General features: G+C 71.5%; 19 protein-coding genes and 1 pseudogene. 3 read left to right on the forward strand and 17 right to left on the reverse strand.

The window, feature by feature from the left end:
• Positions 1–112: 112 nt before the first annotated feature.
• From ACFC51_RS11165 to ACFC51_RS11175, 3 genes and pseudogenes are all read right to left on the reverse strand, one after another.
• Positions 113–1,585, reverse strand: a complete 1,473-nt coding sequence (locus tag ACFC51_RS11165) for a hypothetical protein (RefSeq protein WP_376370727.1) — start codon at positions 1,583–1,585, stop codon at positions 113–115.
• A 94-nt stretch (positions 1,586–1,679) separates the two neighbouring features.
• Positions 1,680–2,410: pseudogene (locus ACFC51_RS11170) on the reverse strand (antibiotic biosynthesis monooxygenase).
• A 115-nt stretch (positions 2,411–2,525) separates the two neighbouring features.
• Positions 2,526–3,155, reverse strand: a complete 630-nt coding sequence (locus tag ACFC51_RS11175; protein WP_376370726.1) for a DUF4232 domain-containing protein — start codon at positions 3,153–3,155, stop codon at positions 2,526–2,528.
• 140 nt (positions 3,156–3,295) lie between these two features.
• On the opposite strand from ACFC51_RS11175, the gene dapA reads away from it, so the two are divergent.
• Positions 3,296–4,183 (forward strand): 4-hydroxy-tetrahydrodipicolinate synthase, encoded by an 888-nt coding sequence (gene dapA, locus ACFC51_RS11180; RefSeq protein WP_376528198.1) that lies wholly within the window; start codon positions 3,296–3,298, stop codon positions 4,181–4,183.
• Here dapA and dapD read toward each other — a convergent pair.
• Entirely contained in the window at positions 4,180–5,178 is a 999-nt protein-coding gene (dapD, locus tag ACFC51_RS11185) for a 2,3,4,5-tetrahydropyridine-2,6-dicarboxylate N-succinyltransferase (RefSeq protein ID WP_376370722.1), read from the reverse strand. The two genes, dapA and dapD, sit on opposite strands and share 4 nt — an antisense overlap.
• A gap of 9 nt (positions 5,179–5,187) precedes the next feature.
• Positions 5,188–6,468, reverse strand: coding sequence for an MFS transporter (locus ACFC51_RS11190; protein WP_376370721.1), 1,281 nt, complete (start codon positions 6,466–6,468; stop codon positions 5,188–5,190).
• Between the two features lie 87 nt (positions 6,469–6,555).
• Between ACFC51_RS11190 and ACFC51_RS11195 the strand changes: the two genes are divergently transcribed.
• Complete coding sequence (locus ACFC51_RS11195; protein WP_376528200.1) at positions 6,556–7,434, forward strand: winged helix-turn-helix transcriptional regulator; 879 nt, start codon at positions 6,556–6,558, stop codon at positions 7,432–7,434.
• A gap of 7 nt (positions 7,435–7,441) precedes the next feature.
• Here the strand turns inward: ACFC51_RS11195 and ACFC51_RS11200 are convergent, their stop codons facing one another.
• Positions 7,442–7,990, reverse strand: coding sequence for a TetR/AcrR family transcriptional regulator (locus ACFC51_RS11200; RefSeq protein ID WP_376370717.1), 549 nt, complete (start codon positions 7,988–7,990; stop codon positions 7,442–7,444).
• Positions 7,990–8,310, reverse strand: coding sequence for a DMT family transporter (locus ACFC51_RS11205; protein ID WP_376370715.1), 321 nt, complete (start codon positions 8,308–8,310; stop codon positions 7,990–7,992). The genes ACFC51_RS11200 and ACFC51_RS11205 overlap by 1 nt, the downstream gene beginning before the upstream one ends.
• A gap of 158 nt (positions 8,311–8,468) precedes the next feature.
• On the opposite strand from ACFC51_RS11205, the gene ACFC51_RS11210 reads away from it, so the two are divergent.
• Positions 8,469–9,620 carry a hypothetical protein gene (locus tag ACFC51_RS11210; protein WP_376370714.1) on the forward strand — a complete coding sequence of 384 codons (1,152 nt, stop codon included), beginning with the start codon at positions 8,469–8,471 and terminating at the stop codon, positions 9,618–9,620.
• Between the two features lie 67 nt (positions 9,621–9,687).
• On the opposite strand, the gene ACFC51_RS11215 is transcribed toward ACFC51_RS11210, so the two are convergent.
• The 10 genes from ACFC51_RS11215 to ACFC51_RS11260 all read right to left on the reverse strand — a co-directional run bounded on the left by ACFC51_RS11215 (position 9,688) and on the right by ACFC51_RS11260 (position 18,230).
• Positions 9,688–10,053 carry a VOC family protein gene (locus ACFC51_RS11215; RefSeq protein WP_376370712.1) on the reverse strand — a complete coding sequence of 122 codons (366 nt, stop codon included), beginning with the start codon at positions 10,051–10,053 and terminating at the stop codon, positions 9,688–9,690.
• A 59-nt stretch (positions 10,054–10,112) separates the two neighbouring features.
• Positions 10,113–11,507, reverse strand: a complete 1,395-nt coding sequence (locus ACFC51_RS11220; protein WP_376528203.1) for a hypothetical protein — start codon at positions 11,505–11,507, stop codon at positions 10,113–10,115.
• A 141-nt stretch (positions 11,508–11,648) separates the two neighbouring features.
• A complete protein-coding gene (locus ACFC51_RS11225) occupies positions 11,649–11,987 on the reverse strand; it encodes a metal-sulfur cluster assembly factor (RefSeq protein WP_145802444.1) in 339 nt (112 codons plus the stop codon).
• Positions 11,984–12,439: a Fe-S cluster assembly sulfur transfer protein SufU gene (gene sufU / locus ACFC51_RS11230; protein ID WP_376370709.1), complete on the reverse strand. Its 456-nt coding sequence runs from the start codon at positions 12,437–12,439 to the stop codon at positions 11,984–11,986. The genes ACFC51_RS11225 and sufU overlap by 4 nt, the downstream gene beginning before the upstream one ends.
• 18 nt (positions 12,440–12,457) lie before the next feature.
• Positions 12,458–13,726, reverse strand: coding sequence for a cysteine desulfurase (locus ACFC51_RS11235; protein ID WP_376528205.1), 1,269 nt, complete (start codon positions 13,724–13,726; stop codon positions 12,458–12,460).
• Positions 13,723–14,487, reverse strand: a complete 765-nt coding sequence (gene sufC, locus ACFC51_RS11240; protein WP_014156912.1) for a Fe-S cluster assembly ATPase SufC — start codon at positions 14,485–14,487, stop codon at positions 13,723–13,725. Before sufC ends, ACFC51_RS11235 begins: the two co-directional genes overlap by 4 nt.
• 7 nt (positions 14,488–14,494) lie before the next feature.
• Positions 14,495–14,812, reverse strand: a complete 318-nt coding sequence (locus ACFC51_RS11245) for a bifunctional 3-phenylpropionate/cinnamic acid dioxygenase ferredoxin subunit (protein WP_014156911.1) — start codon at positions 14,810–14,812, stop codon at positions 14,495–14,497.
• A gap of 1 nt (position 14,813) precedes the next feature.
• A complete protein-coding gene (gene sufD / locus ACFC51_RS11250; protein WP_376370706.1) occupies positions 14,814–15,995 on the reverse strand; it encodes a Fe-S cluster assembly protein SufD in 1,182 nt (393 codons plus the stop codon).
• Between the two features lie 67 nt (positions 15,996–16,062).
• Positions 16,063–17,484, reverse strand: a complete 1,422-nt coding sequence (gene sufB, locus ACFC51_RS11255; protein ID WP_124277049.1) for a Fe-S cluster assembly protein SufB — start codon at positions 17,482–17,484, stop codon at positions 16,063–16,065.
• Positions 17,481–18,230, reverse strand: a complete 750-nt coding sequence (locus tag ACFC51_RS11260; protein ID WP_376370705.1) for a helix-turn-helix transcriptional regulator — start codon at positions 18,228–18,230, stop codon at positions 17,481–17,483. Before ACFC51_RS11260 ends, sufB begins: the two co-directional genes overlap by 4 nt.
• Between the last annotated feature and the right edge of the window lie 177 nt (positions 18,231–18,407).

Here is an 18,407-nt window from a genome sequence, read left to right on the forward strand (position 1 = left end):
ACGTCAAGCCGTGCCGCGTTCGGTGACAAAACGGGTCACCGGACGCGGCACGGCCGGGCGCGCCTGGCCGGAAATGCCGCCCGTCGTGCGGGCGGCGCGCGGCTCCCGCAGCTCAGCCCTTCGCGCGGGAGCGGGCCTTGAAGGCGGCCTTGCGTGCGTCCTTCGCGATCTTCCGGTCCCGGTGCAGCCGGCCCACCGCCTCCAGCACCTCTTCCGTCGCGGGGTGCTCCACCCGCCACGCCTCGTCGAAGAAGCCGCTGTGCTGACCGGAGAGCCCCTCGACCAGTTCCTGGAGTTCGTCGAGGTCGCCGTCGGCGTCCAGCTGTGCGGCGATCGTGTCCACGGCGAGCCAGAAGATCATCGACTCCGGCGGTGCCGGAACGTCCGCCGCGCCGCGCTCCGCGAGCCAGACCCGCGCCAGCCCGCCGAGCTCGGGGTCACCGAGCACCGCGCGGACCGCGGACTCCGCCTCGGGGCCGACCAGGGCGAGGGCCTGCTGGCAGTGGAGCCTGCGCAGCGGGGCGCGCCGGTCGGCCCCGCGTGCCGCGCCGAGGAGCTCCGCCGCGGCGGCCTCCGCCCCGTGCGCGCCGTGCCGGCCGAGCCAGAGCCCGACCTCGGTGCGCGCGGCCTCCTCGGGGTAGTAGGCGATGCCGTCGAGCAGGGCGTCGGCCCCCTTGTCCCCGAGGTCACCGACGGCGGGCGCATCCACACCGGCTTCCAGCATCCGTTCCCGGATGCCGTAGAGGCCGAGGGGGGTCAGCTTCACCATGCCGTAGCGGGTGACGTCCTCGTCGTCGGCGGGGGGTGCCGCCTCCTCGCCCTCCTCGGTCAGCAGCGTCTCGTCCACCGGCCGGTACTCGACGATCCCGATGGGTTCGAGGACCCGGAACTGGTCGTCCAGTCGCATCATCGCCTCCGACACCTGTTCCAGGATGTCGTCGGTGGGCTCGCCCATGTCCTCGGGCACCACGACGGACGCGGCGAGCGCGGGAAGCGGCACGGTGGCGTCGGCGGGACCGGCCTCCGAGAGGGTCAGCAGGTAGAGGTTGCCGAGCACCCCGTCGAGGAATTCGGCCTCCTCCTCCGGATCCCAGTCCAGGGCGTCGAAGTCGACACTGCCGTCCTCCCCGATGAGGTCGGCGAAGTCGTCGAACGCCGGGGCGGTGGCGTCCGCGTGCACGGCCTCCAGGCCGTCCAGCCAGATCGCGAGGACGTCGGCGGGGGAACCGGAGGTCAGCAGGGCCAGGTTCTCGCCGGCCGTGGCGGTGCCCTCCGCGTCGTCGCCCTCGGCCTCCTCCACGTCCTGCGGGTCCTCGATGTCGACGAGGCCCGTGTCGACGGCGAGGCGCCACGCCTCGCTGGCGGAGGCGGCGCCCTCCTCGTCGTCCTCCAGCCCCAGATGCCGCGCGGCGGCGGGCAGCTGCGCGTCGACGAGTTCGCCGCCGGCACCCACCCTGGTACCGGGTCCCGCCCAGCGGGCGAGGCGGGCGGCGCGGGCGAGCAGCGGAGCGGCCAGCGCGTCCCGTGCCAGCTCGGCCTCGGTGTGCAGCCGCACCGGCGGCAGGGAGGGGCGCTCTGCGGACATCAGGGGGTCTCCTCGGGGCGTTGCGCGGGCTGTGTCACGGTGGCGCCGTCCCGGTACGCACGGGTTCGCGGCCACCGTCCCAGCGTAGACGTATTCAGTCCCCTGCCGCCCGGTTCCACCGCTCGCCCGGCGCGAAGCCGAGGGCGGGCGTCCAGCGGCGCACGGTGCTGCTCGTGGGGCCGGTGTGGTTCCGGACGCGCCGCCACTGCGGTGTCGGCGATCCGACGCCGTCGCCGGCCGCGGCGAGCGCGTCGACGTGCGCCCTCGCGGTCTCCCACTCGGCGTAGTTGAGGACCCGGGTGCCGTCCGTACCGGCATGGAAGTGGGCGGAGATCCTTCCGGGCGCCGGCACCGGGTCGCTGTCCAGCGCCTCGAACACCGTTTCCACCCAGTCCCGTTGGCGCGCGGGGTCCGGTCCGTCGAGCCGGATGTCGACGGTCACGACGCAGCCCGGCCGGGGGCGCCGTCCTTCCGGTTCGCGGAGCGGTACGGCTCGAAGGTGTCCGGGCCCAGCCGCTCGACGCCGGGGACGGCGGCGTCGATGTCCGCGTTGCGCGCGTCGCGGCCGTTCCGCACGAAGTCCTGGTAGGCGTCCTCGGAGGACCACTGCGAGTAGTGGAGCAGCGTCCTTCCGTCCTCCCCGGTGCAGACGGTGTACGACAGGAGCCCGGCGTGCGGCCACGGGCGGCTGCCCCACGCCGCGCGGAGCGCGTCGACCGTACGCCGCTGACGATCCGGGGTACCGGTGTCCCACGTGCCGGCCTTGACGATCCCCACGTCGGCACGGGTGAGGTCGGGAAGGGGGTGGCGCTCTGCGGACGACATGGCTCGGTCCTCTCCGGGCCCACCCCGTGGTGGGCCTCCGACGACCCCCCTCGTACGTCAAGCTCACTTGAGGTCAAGGGCGTTCATCCCGCCGCCGGCACCCGGGCCGTCCCCCTCACCCCGCCTCGGGCACCCGCCAGGCCGTCGTGTTCAGCTCGTCCATCAGACGGATGTCGTGCCCCTCCAGCGGGAAGACCCGCGCGCCGGCGTCCGGGGCCGCGGCGATCTCCAGGGCGTCCCCCTCGATGAGGTCCCCGCCCTCCTTGGTGGAGACCCAGGCCAGTGTGGACGTGACGCCGGCGCCGGGCTTCAGCAGGATCTCCTGCGGCCCCTCGTCGTTGCCGAACATCGACCCGCCCGGGTTCACGGGGACGGGTATGCGCGCACCGTCGTCGCCCAGCGCGCGGACGGAGGGATAGCCGTGGACGCGGTAGGGCTTCGCACCGCAGTTGGTGAGCGTGAGCGTGACGGCGCGGTGGAACATCGCCGTCTGGACGGGGCCCATCTCCACGGCCGCACCCGAGGCCGGACAGCCGTCGCCCGAGGCCTCGGGGGCGGGGGCGCCCTGGGCGGGCGCGTCCGTCGTCGACGCGGGGGCCGGCGCGGGCGCGGCGTCCGCCGGCCGTGTCGTGCGTACGGGGCCGGGCTCGCCCTCCCCCGCCGGGACGAGGAACCCGGCACAGCCGGAGAGGGACAGCACGGCCGCCGTGAGGACCGCGGCCGTGATCGTCTTCCGTACGCGCATGCCGTGTACCCCACCCCTGGAACGGTTTGTCGCCACTCTGTTCGATCATGCCAGACCGGGCCCACCGTTCAGCGTCTCTTGCCCCTCACCCCCAGCAGATCTAAGTGGACCGGCACGCGCCGGGCGCCGAGACTGCGGGAATGAGATCCCACACGGGCGGACCCTTCGGCCGCACCCTCTGCGCCATGATCACACCGTTCACCGCCACAGGTGACCTGGACCTGGACGCCGCCCGCCGCCATGCCCGCGGTCTCGTCGCGGACGGCTGCGACGGTCTCGTGCTCAGCGGGACCACCGGCGAGTCACCGACCACGACGGACGAGGAGAAGACGGCGCTGCTGCGGGCGGTCCGGGAGGCGGTCGGCGACGCGGTCCCGATCGTCGCGGGGGTCGGCAGTGCCGACACCCGGCACACGGTCCGGCTGGCGCGGGAGGCCGAGGCCGCAGGCGCCGACGGGCTGCTGCTGGTGACCCCCTACTACAGCCGGCCCCCGCAGGCCGCGGTGGAGGCGCACTTCCTCCGGGTCGCGGAGGCGACCGGCCTCGGGCTGATGCTGTACGACATCCCGGGCCGCACCGGGACGAGGATCGAACCGGCGACCCTGCTCCGCCTGGCGGAGCACCCCCGCGTCCTGGCGGTCAAGGACTGCTCGTACGACCTGCTCGCGGCCGCCAAGGTGATGGCGCGGACCTCGCTGGCCTACTACTCGGGCTGCGAGGAGCTGAACCTTCCGCTGTACGCGCTCGGCGGGGCGGGCTACGTCAGCACGGTCGCCAACGCGGCACCGCGTCAGATGCGGGCCGTGCTGGAGGCGTTCGACGCCGGTGACACCGCGGGGGCCGCCCGTCTCAACGGGCTCACCATCGGGCTGGTGGAGGCGATGATGGCCTCAGGACTGCCCGGCACCGTCACGGCGAAGGCACTGCTGGACGCCGGCCCGGTCCGCGAACCGCTGCAGCCCGCCGGCCGCGAGGCGACCGACGGGCTGCGCGGGCTGTACGAGGAACTCCTCGCCGCCACGTGTTAGTCGTTGCTGTGAAGGACGTCGTTGAGCCCGTCCCAGACGGCGTTGTTCGGGCGGGCCTCGACGGCGCCGGTCACCGAGTTGCGGCGGAAGAGGATGTTCGAGGCGCCGGAGAGCTCGCGCGCCTTGACGACCTGTCCGTCGGGCATCGTGACCCGGGTGCCGGCCGTGACGTAGAGCCCGGCTTCGACGACGCACTCGTCGCCGAGCGCGATACCGACGCCGGCCTCGGCGCCGATCAGGCAGCGCTGCCCGATGACGATGCGCTCCTTGCCGCCGCCGGAGAGCGTGCCCATGGTGGACGCGCCGCCGCCGATGTCGGAGCCGTCGCCCACGACGACACCCGCGGAGATGCGGCCCTCGACCATGGACGTACCGAGGGTGCCCGCGTTGAAGTTGACGAAGCCCTCGTGCATCACGGTCGTGCCCGAGGCCAGGTGGGCGCCGAGCCGGACCCGGTCGGCGTCCGCGATCCGCACACCCTTGGGCGCGACGTAGTCCGTCATACGGGGGAACTTGTCCACGGAGGTGACCTGGAGGTGCAGGCCCTCGGCGCGGGCGTTGAGCCGGACCTTCTCCAGGTCGTCGACGGCCACGGGGCCCAGCGAGGTCCAGGCGACGTTGGCGAGGAGGCCGAAGACACCGTCGAGGTTCTGCCCGTGGGGCTGGACCAGGCGGTGCGAGAGCAGGTGCAGCCGCAGGTAGGCGTCGTGCGCGTCGAGCGGCTTGTCGTCCAGCGAGGAGATGACCGTGGACACGGCGACGACCTCCACACCGCGGCGGGCGTCCACGCCGACGGCCCTGGCCGCGCCCTCACCGAGCCGGTTCACCGCCTCGTCGGGGCTCAGGCGCTGCGTGCCGGCGGGACCGGGCTCGGCTGTGAGCTCGGGGGCGGGGAACCAGGTGTCGAGGACGGTGCCGTCACCCGCGATGGTGGCGAGGCCGGCGGCGACGGCGCCGGTGGTGCGGGCGGAGCCCTGGGAAGTCGTGTCGGTCATGGACAGAACCTAACCGCCCGAGGCCCGCACGGGCGAACCGGTCTCAGGTGCCGGAGCGTGTTCTCCCCCGGCAGCCCCCGGGGAAGCCGGGGCCGGTCCGCCGCCGTACCGGTGCGACGAGGGCCCGCGCAGCCGTCGCGCCGCCAGCACGGCCGCTCCCGCCCCTCCGGCGAGGACCGCGCACAACGGCCAGAGCAGGGCGGGGGCGGCGGCGTACAGCGCACCGCCCAGGGGCGGGGCAAGGACCTGGCCGCTGATCGAGGCGCCCGCGTACAGGCTCTGGAAGCGCCCCTGCGCGTGGGCCGGCGCCTCGTCGGCGACGTACGCGGTGGCCGTGGTCTTGTAGAGGATCTCGCCCAGGGTCAGCGAGACCATCATCGTGACGGCGAAGAGCACCCCCGCGCCCGGGATCAGCGCCGCGTACCCGAGGCCGACGAGGAGGAGCCCGGTGCCGACGACCGGCAGCGGTGCCCGCCGTCGCAGGGCGTGGGCGGCGGGCAGTTCGAGGCAGAGGATGACCCCTCCGTTGACCGCGATCAGCCAGCCGTAGAACTGGGTGCCGTAGCCGTGGTCGGCGAGGAAGACGGGCAGGGTGGAGTACTGCTGGCGGTAGACGAGGTCGACGCAGACGATCGCCGCGAGCAGGACCAGCACGGCGGGTCTGGCCCGGAGTTCGGACCACAGCCCCTGCGCCCGGGCACCGTGTGCGGACGGAGCTCGGGCGCCGGCGGCACGGGCCGGCAGGATCGCGGCCGCGTAGCCGGCGAAGAGCAGGGTGCCCGCCCCGTCGGCGAGGAAGAGCCAGTCGTAGGACCAGGCCGAGGCGATCAGCGCGCCGAGCGGCGGCCCCAGCGTGAAGCCGCCGTTGGACGCGAGGCGGGTGAGGGCGAAGCCCTGGCGGCGCCCGCCCTGCGGGACGGAGACCGCGACGAGTGCGGCGTTCGCCGCGCGTACGACCCCCGAGGCGTACTGGGCGAGCGGCAGCACCGCGTACAGGGCGGGGAGGGGCAGCACGGGGAGCGTGACGAGCGCGGCGCCGCTCACACAGGCGCCGGTCAGGAGCATCCGCCGGTGGCCGTACCGGTCCCCGAACCAGCCGCCGGTGAAGTTGCCCGCGACGAGGCCGATCCCGCCGACCCCGCTGATCACGCCCGCCTGGGCGACGGAGAGTCCGCGCGGTCCGGTGAGGTAGACGAAGAGGTAGACGAAGGTGAAGCTGACGACGGCGTTGAGGAAGGCGCCGAACGCCAGGAGCCGCACCGTCCTCGGTACCCCGCGGAGCATGTCCATCCCGTCCCCCCGGACAGTGAGTTCCTTTTGGGAACGGACTATGGCAGCCTGGCATCCGCAGGTCAACCGAGCAAGGAGACGGACATCGTGCCGCAGCGCACCAGCCTGGCCGACGCGGACTGCGCGATCGCCCAGGCCCTCGACGTGGTGGGCGACTGGTGGACGCTGCTGATCGTGCGGGACACCGCGCGCGGCGTGCACCGCTTCGACGCGCTCCAGCAGGAGCTGGGCGTGTCCCGGAAGGTGCTCGCGGAGCGGCTGCGCCTGCTGACCGACGCGGGAGTGCTGGCCCGGCAGCCCTACCAGGACCGCCCGGTCCGCCACGAGTACCGGCTCACCCCGCGCGGCCGCGCCCTGCTGCCGGCGCTGATCGCACTCCAGGACTGGGGCGACACCTGGGTCCTGGGAGAAGGGGAGACGATGGCCACGACGGCGGAGGGCTCCAGGGAGGCGGAGCGGGTGCACGCCCTGGTGGGCACCCGGCTGCCCGCACTGGAACTGCTCGGCCACGACGGCGGATCGCGCGATCCCGTCGCTGCCACCCCGTACACCGTCCTGTACTGCTTCCCCGGCGCGTACGCGCGCAAGGACGCCTATCCGCCGGGGTGGGCGGGGATCCCGGGGGCCCGCGGCTGCACGCTGGAGTCGTGCACCTACCGCGACCAGCTGGCCGCGTTCACCGCGGCGGGCGCGACCGTGCACGGCGTGTCCACCCAACGCCCGGACGAGCAGGCGGCGTTCGCCGAGAAGGAGGGGCTGCGCTTCCTGCTGCTCTCCGACGCCGGGCTGGCCATGACGGCGGCCCTGCGGCTCCCGACGTTCCGCGCGGCGGGCGTCACCCGGCTGAAGCGGCTGACGCTGGTGGTGGACCGGGACCGGACGGTCGTCGAGGCGCTGTACCCGGTCACGGACATCGAGGCGAGCGTGCAGGCCGCACTGGCGGCCGTACGCCGGGGCACGGCCTGACCGGGGGTCAGCGGTCCGCCCCGCCGGCGACCCTGGCCAGCATCTCCCTGGTGTACTCCGGGTCGAACTCGGCGCCGGTGAGCAGCACCTGGAGGCTGATGCCGTCCAGCAGCGCCGTGAGCGCCCGGGCGGTGGCCCGGTCGGTGCGGTGGGCGATCAGCACGGCCAGGGCGTCGGCCCACTCGGCGGCGACCGGCTGGAGCGCGGGCCGCCGCAGGGCGGCGAGGTACAGCTCGTACTCCAGCGCCAGCGGCCCGCGCCCCTGCGCGAACCACTGCCCCAGCAGCCGGGTGAGCTCGTCGGCGAGCGGGACGGAGGGGTCCGCGAAGTACGGGCTCTCCCGCACCGTCCGGGCGAAGCTCTCGTTGCAGCGGCGCAGCGCGGCGACGAGCAGTTCGTCCAGCGAGGCGAAGTGGTAGGTGGTCGAGCCGAGCGGGACGTCGGCCTCGGCGGCCACGGTGCGGTGGCTGAGCCCGCCGATGCCCCGGTCCGCGACGACGCGGATGGCCGCGTCGATGATGCGCTCGCGCCGCTCGGGGTCGTACCGCCGGACCATCAGTGGGCCCCTCCGAGATTGAGGACCACGACCCCCGCGATGACCAGCGCGATGCCGGCCAGCTTGGCGAGGCCGGCGGACTCCCCCATCCAGAGGATGCCGATGGCGGCGACGGCCGCGGTGCCCGCCCCGGCCCAGATCGCGTAGGCCGTGCCGATCGAGAGGGTCTTGAGGGTCTGGGCGAGCAGCGCGAAGGCCACGACGTAGCCCACGACGGTGACGAGCGAAGGCCACAGCCGGGTGAACCCCTCGCTGTACTTCATGGCCGTCGTCCCGGCCACCTCCGCCGCGATGGCGGCGGCCAGCAATCCGTATCCCATGCGTACAAGCGTACACAACGTTGCGTACGGACGTACACATCGCCTGTGCGGCCATGTCGTGACCGGCCGGGGCGGGATTCACGGCCGGCCCGGGGCGCTACGGTGTCGGCACCGGTAGGACAGGATGACCACCGGACGATACGAACAACGGAGTTGTGGTGGCGCAGGACGCAGGGTGGGGCGGGGGCGCCTACGGGGGCGCACCGTACGGCGGGAGCCCGTACGGAGGACCTCCGGGCTGGGGTGGCTGGGTCCCGCCGCCGAAGCCGGGGGTGATACCGCTCGCCCCGCTGAGACTGGGGGACGTGCTGGGCGGGGCGTTCTCGACGATCGGCCGGTACTGGAAGCAGCTGTTCGGACTGGCCGCCGCCCTCTACGGCGGCGCCGCGCTCCTGATGACCGCGGCGGTGGTCGTCGCCTACTCCGCCGTCTCCGCCCACCTGGAGCGGGTGGTCTCCCTCGACCACGGCGAGAGCGCCTCGTCCGCGGACGTCGTTCCCCTGGTGATCGCGGGCTGCGTCCTCGTCCTGCTCGGCGTGGTCACCCTGGCGGTCGTCTCCGGCCTGATGTACGCGGCGGTCCCCGCCGTGCTCCAGGACGCGGTCCTGGGCAGGCCCGTTTCCTTCCCGGCGGTCTGGCACAGGGCCTGGGCGCACCTCTTCCCCGTGATCGGCACCCTGATCCTCACGGCCCTCGTCGCGATCGTGCCCGTGCTGCTCCTCATGACCGTCTTCACCGGGGCGGTCATCGGCCTCGTCACCATGGACAGCGGCGGGGGTACGCCCGCCGCCGTCACCCTGGGCGTCGTGGGCGTGCTGGTGACCGGGCCGCTGGCGGTCTGGCTCTGGATCAAGGTCTGCCTGGCCCCGGCCGCCGTGGTCTTCGAGGGCCGCCGGCCCGTCGCCGCGCTGCGCCGCTCGTCCCAGCTGGTGCGCGGCGACTGGTGGCGGATCTTCGGCATCACCCTGCTGGCCGGGCTGATGGCAGGTGTCGCCGGCTACGTCGTCCAGATGCCGTTCTCGATCCTCGGCATCTTCCCCGGCATGATCGGGGGCGCGTCGCTGGACGAGGACCCCAGCCCCGCCGCCGTGGTCGTCGCGATGAGCGGCTACCTGGTCGCGACCCTGCTGGGCCAGCTGGTGAGCCAGATCATCTCGGCGACGTTCCCGCAGCTGGTCACCGGCCTGCTCTACGTCGACCGGCGCATCCGGACGGAGGACCTGGGCCCGGCACTGGCCGAGGCCGCCGGTGTCCCCGCGCACGGCGTCCCCCCGTACGGCGCGCCTCCGTACGGCGGCATGCACCGCTGACGCCCGTTCCCCGGCCTCCCGGCGTGCCCCCGCCGGGGGCCGGGAACGAGCGACGGGCGGCGGATCCTCAGTCCAGCAGCGAGTCCTTCGGCCTCAGCACGCAGAACTCGTTGCCCTCCGGGTCGGCCAGCACCACCCATGTCGCGTCGCCGCCCTGGCCGACGTCCGCACGCCGGGCGCCGAGCGCCACGATCCGCTCGACCTCCGCGTCGCGGTCGTCCGGGGACAGGTCCATGTGGAGCCGGTTCTTGACCGTCTTCCCCTCCGGTACGGAGAGGAAGCACATGCCCGGCAGCGCGGACGCGTCCGCACCGATCACGGTCTCGTCGTCGTCCTCGTAGAGGACCTTCCAGTCCAGTACCCCGCACCAGAAGCGGGCGAGGGACTGCGGATCGTGGGCGTCGACGGTGAGTTGGTAGAAACGGGAAGCCATGGCCGCAGTCTGCTGGCGGCTCCCCCTGCCCGCAAGAGCAGGGGGAGGCCACGGGCGGGTCAGCCGCCCACGGTGAACCAGGTGGCGCGGGACTTCTTCCACTCGGCGTGGTCCAGGTCCTTCGCCTCCGTGCCGTCGCCGTACAGGTCGGCGGCGCCGGCGTCCGTGATCACCTGTGCCCGGGTCCCCGCCGCCGTCAGGTCCGGCACCGAGACGACGGCCTCCCAGCCGCCGGGGTCGGTGGTGGGCAGCGTGGCCCGCTTCACCGGGGCGTGCCCGGCGACACCGTCCCAGCCGTACAGGGCGTACGGGTCGGAGTTGTCGTCCGCCTCCCAGGAACCGGCGACGATCAGGTACTGGTTCGCGGCGTTCTTCCGGATGTCCCGGATGGCCAGCCCGCCGAGGTTCAGCTCGATCGGCGTACCGAAGACGGCCTTCGACCCGCTGCCGACCACCTTGTCGAAGTTGGTCACGGGCACGATGAGCGCCTTGCCGCCGGACGCCGGCGGCACGAGGGGCGCGCGGAAGCCGACGTAGGCGGTGCTCGTCGAACCGGGCGCGAACTCCAGCCCCTCCACGTTGAAGCCGTCGATCTGCTTCGGCGCCTCACCGTCCTCGGTGCCTGCGGCGAAACCGTAGCGGTCGTCGTTGTCCTCGTCCCACGCGACGAGGTCGTCCCGCAGCTTGCCGTACTTCCCGCCGACGGTGAGCTGGGTGGAGGCGCCCGAACCGGTCACGGTCGTGGTGAAGACGGTGTTGCGGTCGGCCTTGTACTCGCCGTCCTTGTTGTTGCCGAGCGAGCCGGTCCAGTAGACGGTGTTGCCGACCCGGGCCGCCCCCTCGATGTCGATCTCCTTGCTCACCCCGAGCTTCGAGGCGACGTCCCAGGTCCGCACGGGCGCGCCGGAGACCGCGAGGTCGTAGAGCCGCAGGGTGTTGGACTCGTCGTCCGCGACCACCGCGTAGCCGCCGCCGACGTCGACGGCCGCCGAGGCGTCCGAGGAACCCGTCACGTAGCGGGTGTCGGCGGAGTTCTGCACGGCCGCGGAGGCGGCGTAGGAGAGCTTCTTGGTGGCGGTCTTCCCGCCGAGCCCGGTGACCTTGATCGTGAGATCGGTGTACCCGCGGGCGTGCGCGGCGACGGAGAGCGTACGGGTGGCCCCGGTTCCCGTGACCGTGACGTCGGAGGTGCCGGCGACGGAGGACTTCGAGCTGGCGGAGGCCGCCACCGTGAGCGCGGAGACGTCGGCGCCGCTCTGTGCGACGGTCACGCTCACCACGGGGTCACCCGTCGCGCCGACCGCGCCGGAGAGGTAGGAGGCCGACAGGCTGATCGTCGGCGTCCCGTAACTCGCCGCGTGCGCCGGGGCGTTGCCCCCCAGGGCGGCCAGGGCGAGGATCCCGGCAGCGGCAGCGGCCGCCCGGCGGTTCTGGACTGAAAGCTGATGCAGCACTGCGTGCCTCTCGTCGGCGTGGTGTCGAGAAGCAGGCTCCGGCCCCCGCCCCAACGGCGGGCACACGGCGCGGGTACGGCGGGCGAACAACGCCGTACGGCCCCCGGCGCATCGCCGGGGGCCGTACGGGGACGTGCGGGATCAGACGTTGAAGCCGAGCGCGCGAAGCTGCTCACGGCCGTCGTCGGTGATCTTGTCGGGGCCCCACGGCGGCATCCAGACCCAGTTGATCCGCAGCTCGCTGACGATGCCGTCGGTGGCCGACTTCGCCTGGTCCTCGATGACGTCGGTCAGCGGACAGGCCGCCGACGTCAGCGTCATGTCGAGCGTCGCGATGTTGGCGTCGTCGATGTGGATGCCGTAGATCAGGCCCAGGTTGACGACGTCGATCCCCAGCTCGGGGTCGACCACGTCGTACAGCGCCTCGCGGACCTCCTCCTCGGAGGCCGGCTTGGTGGTAAGAGTCTCGTTCTCGCTCATGCCGTCTTCCCTTCGGACAGCGCCTGCGCCGTCGCGTCCTTCCACGCCATCCAGCTCAGCAGCGCGCACTTGACCCGGGCCGGGTACTTGGAGACACCGGCGAACGCGACGGCGTCCTCCAGCACCTCCTCCATCGCGTCGTCCGGCTCCAGCTGCCCCTTGGACTGCATCAGTTCCAGGAAGGTCTCCTGGATCTTCCGCGCCTCGCCGAGCTGCTTGCCGACGAGCAGTTCGTTGAGCACGGAGGCGCTGGCCTGGCTGATGGAGCAGCCCTGGCCCTCGTAACTGACGTCGGCGATCGTCTCGCCTTCGTACTTCACGCGGAGCGTGATCTCGTCGCCGCACGTCGGGTTGACGTGGTGCACCTCGGCGTCGCCGTCCCGCAGGCCACGCCCGTGGGGGTGCTTGTAGTGGTCCAGGATCACTTCCTGGTACATGGAATCAAGCTTCACCAGTCAACCCTCTGCCGTCTAACCGAAAAAGTTCCGCACGTGCTCCAGCCCGTCCACCAGGGCGTCGACCTCGGCCGGCGTGGAGTACAGGTAGAACGACGCCCGCGTCGTCGCAGGAATTCCGTACCGCAGGCAGACGGGCCGGGCGCAGTGGTGTCCGACCCGTACGGCGATGCCCTGCTCGTCGAGCACCTGGCCCACGTCGTGGGGGTGGATGTCGCCGAGCGTGAAGGAGATCGTCGCACCGCGGTCCTCGGCCGTCGCCGGGCCGATGATCCGGAGGTCGGGGACCTCGAGGAGCCGGCGGACCGCGTACCCGGTGATCGCCTGCTCGTGCCGGTGGATGTTCTCCATGCCGATCGAGGAGAGGTAGTCCACGGCCGCGCCGAGGCCGACGGCCTGCGCGATCGGGGGCGTGCCCGCCTCGAACTTGTGCGGCGCCGGAGCGTACGTCGACGAGTGCATCGACACGGTCTCGATCATCTCGCCGCCGCCGAGGAACGGCGGCAGGTCCTCCAGGAGCTCCTGCCGTCCCCAGAGCACGCCGATGCCGGTCGGGCCGACCATCTTGTGGCCGGTGAAGGCCACGAAGTCCGCCTGCAGCGCCTGCACGTCGAGCACCATGTGCGGGGCGGCCTGCGAGGCGTCGATGCAGACCAGCGCGCCGACCTGCTGGGCGCGGCGGATGATCTTCTCGACCGGGTTGACCGTGCCCATGATGTTGGAGACCAGCGTGAAGGAGACGATCTTCGTCTTCTCCGTGATGATCTCGTCGATGTTCGACAGGTCGAGCCGGCCGTCGTCCGTGATGCCGAACCACTTCAGCTTCGCGCCGGTGCGCTGCGAGAGCAGCTGCCACGGCACGATGTTGGAGTGGTGCTCCATCTCCGTGGTGACGATCTCGGTGTCGCTGTCCACCCGATAGGGCTCGTCCGCCCAGCCGAGCATGTTCGCGACGAGGTTGAGCGACTCCGAGGCGTTCTTGGTGAAGATCACCTCGTTGCGGCTGGGAGCGTTGATGAAGGCCGCGACCTTGTCGCGAGCGCCTTCGTACAGCGCGGTGGCCTCCTCCGCGATGGTGTACACACCGCGGTGGACGTTGGCGTTGTGCCGCTCGTAGTACGCACTGAGAGCGTCGAGCACCTGGCGCGGCTTCTGCGAGGTGGCCGCGCTGTCCAGGTACACGATCTTCTTCCCGTCGTGGACCGTGCGGTCCAGGATCGGGAAGTCCTTGCGGATCGCCTCGGTGTCGAGGAGGCCGGAGAGCCCCTGTCGGGCGTCAGTCACGCGGAAGCGCCACCCTTCACATATGCCTCGTAGCCCTCGTTCTCCAGCTTGTCGGCCAGCTCGGCGCCGCCGGACTCGGCGATGCGGCCGTTGGCGAAGACGTGCACGAAGTCGGGCTTGATGTAGCGGAGGATCCGCGTGTAGTGCGTGATCAGCAGGGTGCCGACCTCGCCGCCCTCACGGACCCGGTTGACACCCTCGGAGACGACGCGCAGGGCGTCGACGTCCAGACCGGAGTCGGTCTCGTCGAGGATGGCGACCTTCGGCTTGAGGAGCTCCAGCTGGAGGATCTCGTGGCGCTTCTTCTCACCGCCGGAGAAGCCCTCGTTGACGTTGCGCTCAGCGAAGGACGGGTCCATCTGGAGCTCGGCCATCGTCTCCTTGACCTCCTTCACCCACGTACGCAGCTTGGGGGCCTCGCCGCGCACGGCGGTGGCGGAGGTGCGCAGGAAGTTGGAGACCGAGACACCGGGGATCTCGACCGGGTACTGCATGGCGAGGAACAGGCCGGCGCGGGCCCGCTCGTCGACGGACATCTCCAGGACGTCCTCGCCGTCCAGGGTCACCGTGCCACTCGTGATCGTGTACTTGGGGTGACCCGCCAGCGAGTAGGCGAGGGTGGACTTGCCGGACCCGTTCGGGCCCATGATGGCGTGCGTCTCGCCCTGCTTCACGGTCAGGTCGACGCCCTTGAGGATCTCCTTCGTGGCGTTGTCGGCCTCGACGGAGACGTGCAGGTCGCGGATTTCAAGCGTTGCCATGGGTGACTCAGGACTCCTGGGTGACGGAGACGAGCACATCGTCCCCTTCGATCTTTACGGGGTATACGGGGACGGGGCGCGTCGCGGGAAGACCGGACGGCTTGCCGGTGCGGAGGTCGAAGCTCGATCCGTGCAGCCAGCACTCGATCGCGCAGTCCTCCACCTCGCCCTCCGACAGCGAGACGTTCGCGTGCGAACAGATGTCGTTGATCGCGAACACCTCGCCCTCGGTGCGGACGACGGATACCGGCGTGCCGTCGAGCTCCACCCTCTTGGGGGTGTCGTCCTCCAGCTCGCTCAGCGCACAGGCTTTGACGAAGGCCATCTCAGACCGACGCCTTCAGCTCGGCCTCGATCTTGTCGAGGAGCCTGTCCTCGACGTCCGGCAGGCCGATCTGCTGGACCAGCTCGGCGAAGAAGCCGCGCACGACGAGCCGGCGGGCCTCCTCGGCCGGGATGCCGCGGGACTGGAGGTAGAACAGCTGCTCGTCGTCGAAGCGGCCGGTCGCCGAGGCGTGGCCGGCGCCGACGATCTCGCCGGTCTCGATCTCCAGGTTCGGCACGGAGTCGACCCGGGCGCCGTCGGTGAGAACCAGGTTGCGGTTCATCTCGTAGGTGTCGGTGCCCTCGGCGGCGGCCTGGATGAGCACGTCACCGATCCACACGGCGTGGGCGTCGTCGCCCTGGAGCGCGCCCTTGTACACCGCGTTGGACTTGCAGTGCGGGGTGTTGTGGTCGACCAGGAGGCGGTGCTCCTGGTGCTGGCCCTTGTCGGTGAAGTACAGGCCGAAGAGCTCCGCCTCGCCGCCGGGGGCGGCGTAGGCGACCCGCGGGTGGAGACGGACGAGGTCCCCGCCGAAGGTGACGATGATCGACTTGAAGGAGGCGTCGCGGCCGACCAGCGCGTTGTGCTGGCCGACGTGGACGGCCGTGTCGTCCCAGTCCTGGACGGAGACGACGGTCAGCTTCGCACCGTCGCCCAGGACGTAGTCGACGTTGGCCGCGAGCACGGCGTCGCCGGTGTGGTCGATGACGACGACGGCCTCGGCGAAGGCTTCCAGCTCGATGACCTGGTGGCCGTAGGCCACACCGCCCTCGCCGTGCACGGTGATCCGGACCGGCTCGCTGAGCACGGCCTCCTTGGCGACCGTGACGACCGAGGCCTGCTGGAAGGACGAGTACGCCTGGGCGGCGACCCGGTCCACCGGGGTGCCCGCCCGGCCGAGCCGCGCGTCGTCGCGGCCGACGGTCTCGACCGTGACGCCCGAGGGCGCCTCGACGACGACCTTGACACCCTCGCCGGTGGCGACGGCCGTGCCGTCGTGCAGGCCGCGCAGGCGCTCCAGCGGGGTGAACCGCCACTCCTCCTCGCGGCCGTGCGGGACGGGGAAGTCCGCGACGTCGAAGGACGGGGGCGCGCTCATGCGCGTGGCGACGGTGGACTCGGCCGCCACCGCGATGGACCCGGCGGTGGTGGAGCCCGCAGGGATGTTCTGAGCCTCAGCCATGGCTGTCGTAGTGCTCGCTTTCTCAGTCAAGAACTCTCGGGGACGATCGGCGGACGGCGGGGCCGTACTAGCCGACCGAACCCTCCATCTGCAGCTCGATCAGCCGGTTGAGCTCAAGGGCGTACTCCATCGGCAGCTCCTTGGCGATCGGCTCGACGAAGCCGCGCACGATCATCGCCATGGCCTCGAACTCGGTCATGCCGCGGCTCATCAGGTAGAAGAGCTGGTCCTCGGAGACCTTGGAGACGGTCGCCTCGTGACCCATCGACACGTCGTCCTCACGGACGTCGACGTACGGGTAGGTGTCGGAGCGGGAGATGGTGTCCACGAGCAGCGCGTCGCACAGCACGTTGGACTTGGCGCCCGGAGCACCCTCGCCGATCTCGATGAGACCGCGGTAGGAGGTGCGGCCACCGCCTCGCGCCACCGACTTGGAGACGATGTTGGAGGAGGTGTTCGGTGCCATGTGGACCATCTTGGCGCCGGCGTCCTGGTGCTGGCCCTCGCCCGCGAAGGCGATGGACAGGGTCTCGCCCTTGGCGTGCTCGCCCATCAGGTAGACGGCCGGGTACTTCATGGTGACCTTGGAGCCGATGTTGCCGTCGACCCACTCCATGGTCGCGCCCTCGTACGCCACGGCGCGCTTGGTGACCAGGTTGTAGACGTTGTTCGACCAGTTCTGGATGGTCGTGTAGCGGCAGCGGCCGCCCTTCTTCACGATGATCTCGACGACCGCGGAGTGCAGCGAGTCGGAGGAGTAGATCGGCGCGGTGCAGCCCTCGACGTAGTGGACGTAGGCGTCCTCGTCGACGATGATCAGCGTCCGCTCGAACTGGCCCATGTTCTCCGTGTTGATACGGAAGTAGGCCTGGAGCGGGATCTCGACGTGCACGCCCTTCGGCACGTAGATGAAGGAGCCGCCGGACCACACGGCGGAGTTCAGCGAGGCGAACTTGTTGTCACCGACGGGGATGACGGTGCCGAAGTACTCCTTGAAGAGCTCCGGGTGCTCCTTGAGCGCGGTGTCGGTGTCCATGAAGATGACACCCTGCGACTCGAGTTCCTCGTTGATCTGGTGGTAGACCACCTCGGACTCGTACTGCGCGGCGACACCGGCGACGAGGCGCTGCTTCTCCGCCTCGGGGATGCCGAGCTTGTCGTACGTGTTCTTGATGTCCTCGGGCAGGTCCTCCCAGGACTCCGCCTGCTTCTCCGTGGACCGCACGAAGTACTTGATGTTGTCGAAGTCGATGCCCGACAGGTCGGAGCCCCAGTTCGGCATGGGCTTCTTGCCGAAGAGCTTCAGGCCCTTGAGGCGGAGCTTCAGCATCCACTCCGGCTCGTTCTTCTTCTCCGAGATGTCGCGGACGACAGCTTCGGACAGGCCGCGCTTCGCCGCCGCGCCTGCCGCGTCGGAGTCGGCCCAGCCGAATTCGTACGTGCCCAGGCCTTCGAGCTCAGGGTGGGCAGTCTCCGTAGGGAGCGTCATGCGGGGTTCCTCCCGGCCGTACTTGCAGATGCTGAATGAGTGGTCTGTGAAGGCTGTGGTGCTGCGGGGCTGCTGCGCGGAACGAACGTCGTGCACACACCGTCGCCGTGGGCGAGGGTGGCGAGACGCTGCACATGGGTCCCGAGCAGGCTGGAGAAGAATTCCGTCTCCGCCTCGCACAGCTGCGGGAACTGCTCGGCGACGTGCGCGACCGGGCAGTGGTGCTGGCACAGCTGCTCGCCCTGCTGAGGGCCCGGCGCGCTGCGCGCCGTAGCAGCGTACCCGTCGGCGGACAAGGCCTTGGCCAAGGCTTCGGTGCGCGCCTCGGGGTCCGCGGCCTCGATCACGGCGCGGTACGTCTCGGACTGTGCGGCCATCCTGGCGCGGGCGAAGGCGACGAGCGCCTCGTCCCCCGCCGTCTCGGCGATCCAGCGCAGGGCGTCGGCGGCCAGCTTGTCGTAGGACTGGTCGAAGGCGTCCCGGCCGCAGTCGGTGAGCGCGAAGACCTTGGCCGGACGGCCACGGGTCCGCGTCCCGTAGACCCGCTGCTCGCGGGCCTCGACCACGTCGTCGGAGACGAGGGCGTCGAGGTGACGGCGCACGGCGGCCTGGGTGAGGCCGACGCGCAGTGCCAGGTCGGCGGCGGTGGAGGGGCCGTGGTCCAGGATGGAGCGCGCGACCCGGTTGCGCGTCGAGCGCTCACCGGTCGCGAGTTCCTCCTGGGGAGCCTCGCCCACGTATTTCACAACGCCATTGTTGCGTAATTCCTTGGGGTGTGACAACCCACCCCGGGACCGGGCGCGGTGCCCTTCATCACTTAGGCAGACCTAAGTTGACCTGCGGAAACAGACGATCACCCAGGCCGCCGCAGGTGGGCGCCGTACGGGCGGGACCGCCGCCCGGCCGCCGGAGAGACTCCGGAA

Origin of the sequence: Streptomyces sp. NPDC055962 (genome assembly GCF_042270185.1) — a bacterium.
In the GTDB taxonomy this organism is placed as follows: Bacteria; Actinomycetota; Actinomycetes; order Streptomycetales; family Streptomycetaceae; genus Streptomyces.

Bases quoted from the DNA above. Each gene is read 5' to 3' on its own strand.
- ACFC51_RS11165 (WP_376370727.1), bottom strand. From the start codon at position 1,585: ATGTCCGCAGAGCGCCCCTCCCTGCCGCCGGTGCGGCTGCACACCGAG.
- ACFC51_RS11175 (WP_376370726.1), bottom strand. From the start codon at position 3,155: ATGCGCGTACGGAAGACGATCACGGCCGCGGTCCTCACGGCGGCCGTG.
- dapA (WP_376528198.1), top strand. From the start codon at position 3,296: ATGAGATCCCACACGGGCGGACCCTTCGGCCGCACCCTCTGCGCCATG.
- dapD (WP_376370722.1), bottom strand. From the start codon at position 5,178: ATGACCGACACGACTTCCCAGGGCTCCGCCCGCACCACCGGCGCCGTC.
- ACFC51_RS11190 (WP_376370721.1), bottom strand. From the start codon at position 6,468: ATGGACATGCTCCGCGGGGTACCGAGGACGGTGCGGCTCCTGGCGTTC.
- ACFC51_RS11200 (WP_376370717.1), bottom strand. From the start codon at position 7,990: ATGGTCCGGCGGTACGACCCCGAGCGGCGCGAGCGCATCATCGACGCG.
- ACFC51_RS11205 (WP_376370715.1), bottom strand. From the start codon at position 8,310: ATGGGATACGGATTGCTGGCCGCCGCCATCGCGGCGGAGGTGGCCGGG.
- ACFC51_RS11215 (WP_376370712.1), bottom strand. From the start codon at position 10,053: ATGGCTTCCCGTTTCTACCAACTCACCGTCGACGCCCACGATCCGCAG.
- ACFC51_RS11225 (WP_145802444.1), bottom strand. From the start codon at position 11,987: ATGAGCGAGAACGAGACTCTTACCACCAAGCCGGCCTCCGAGGAGGAG.
- sufC (WP_014156912.1), bottom strand. From the start codon at position 14,487: ATGGCAACGCTTGAAATCCGCGACCTGCACGTCTCCGTCGAGGCCGAC.
- ACFC51_RS11245 (WP_014156911.1), bottom strand. From the start codon at position 14,812: ATGGCCTTCGTCAAAGCCTGTGCGCTGAGCGAGCTGGAGGACGACACC.
- sufD (WP_376370706.1), bottom strand. From the start codon at position 15,995: ATGGCTGAGGCTCAGAACATCCCTGCGGGCTCCACCACCGCCGGGTCC.
- sufB (WP_124277049.1), bottom strand. From the start codon at position 17,484: ATGACGCTCCCTACGGAGACTGCCCACCCTGAGCTCGAAGGCCTGGGC.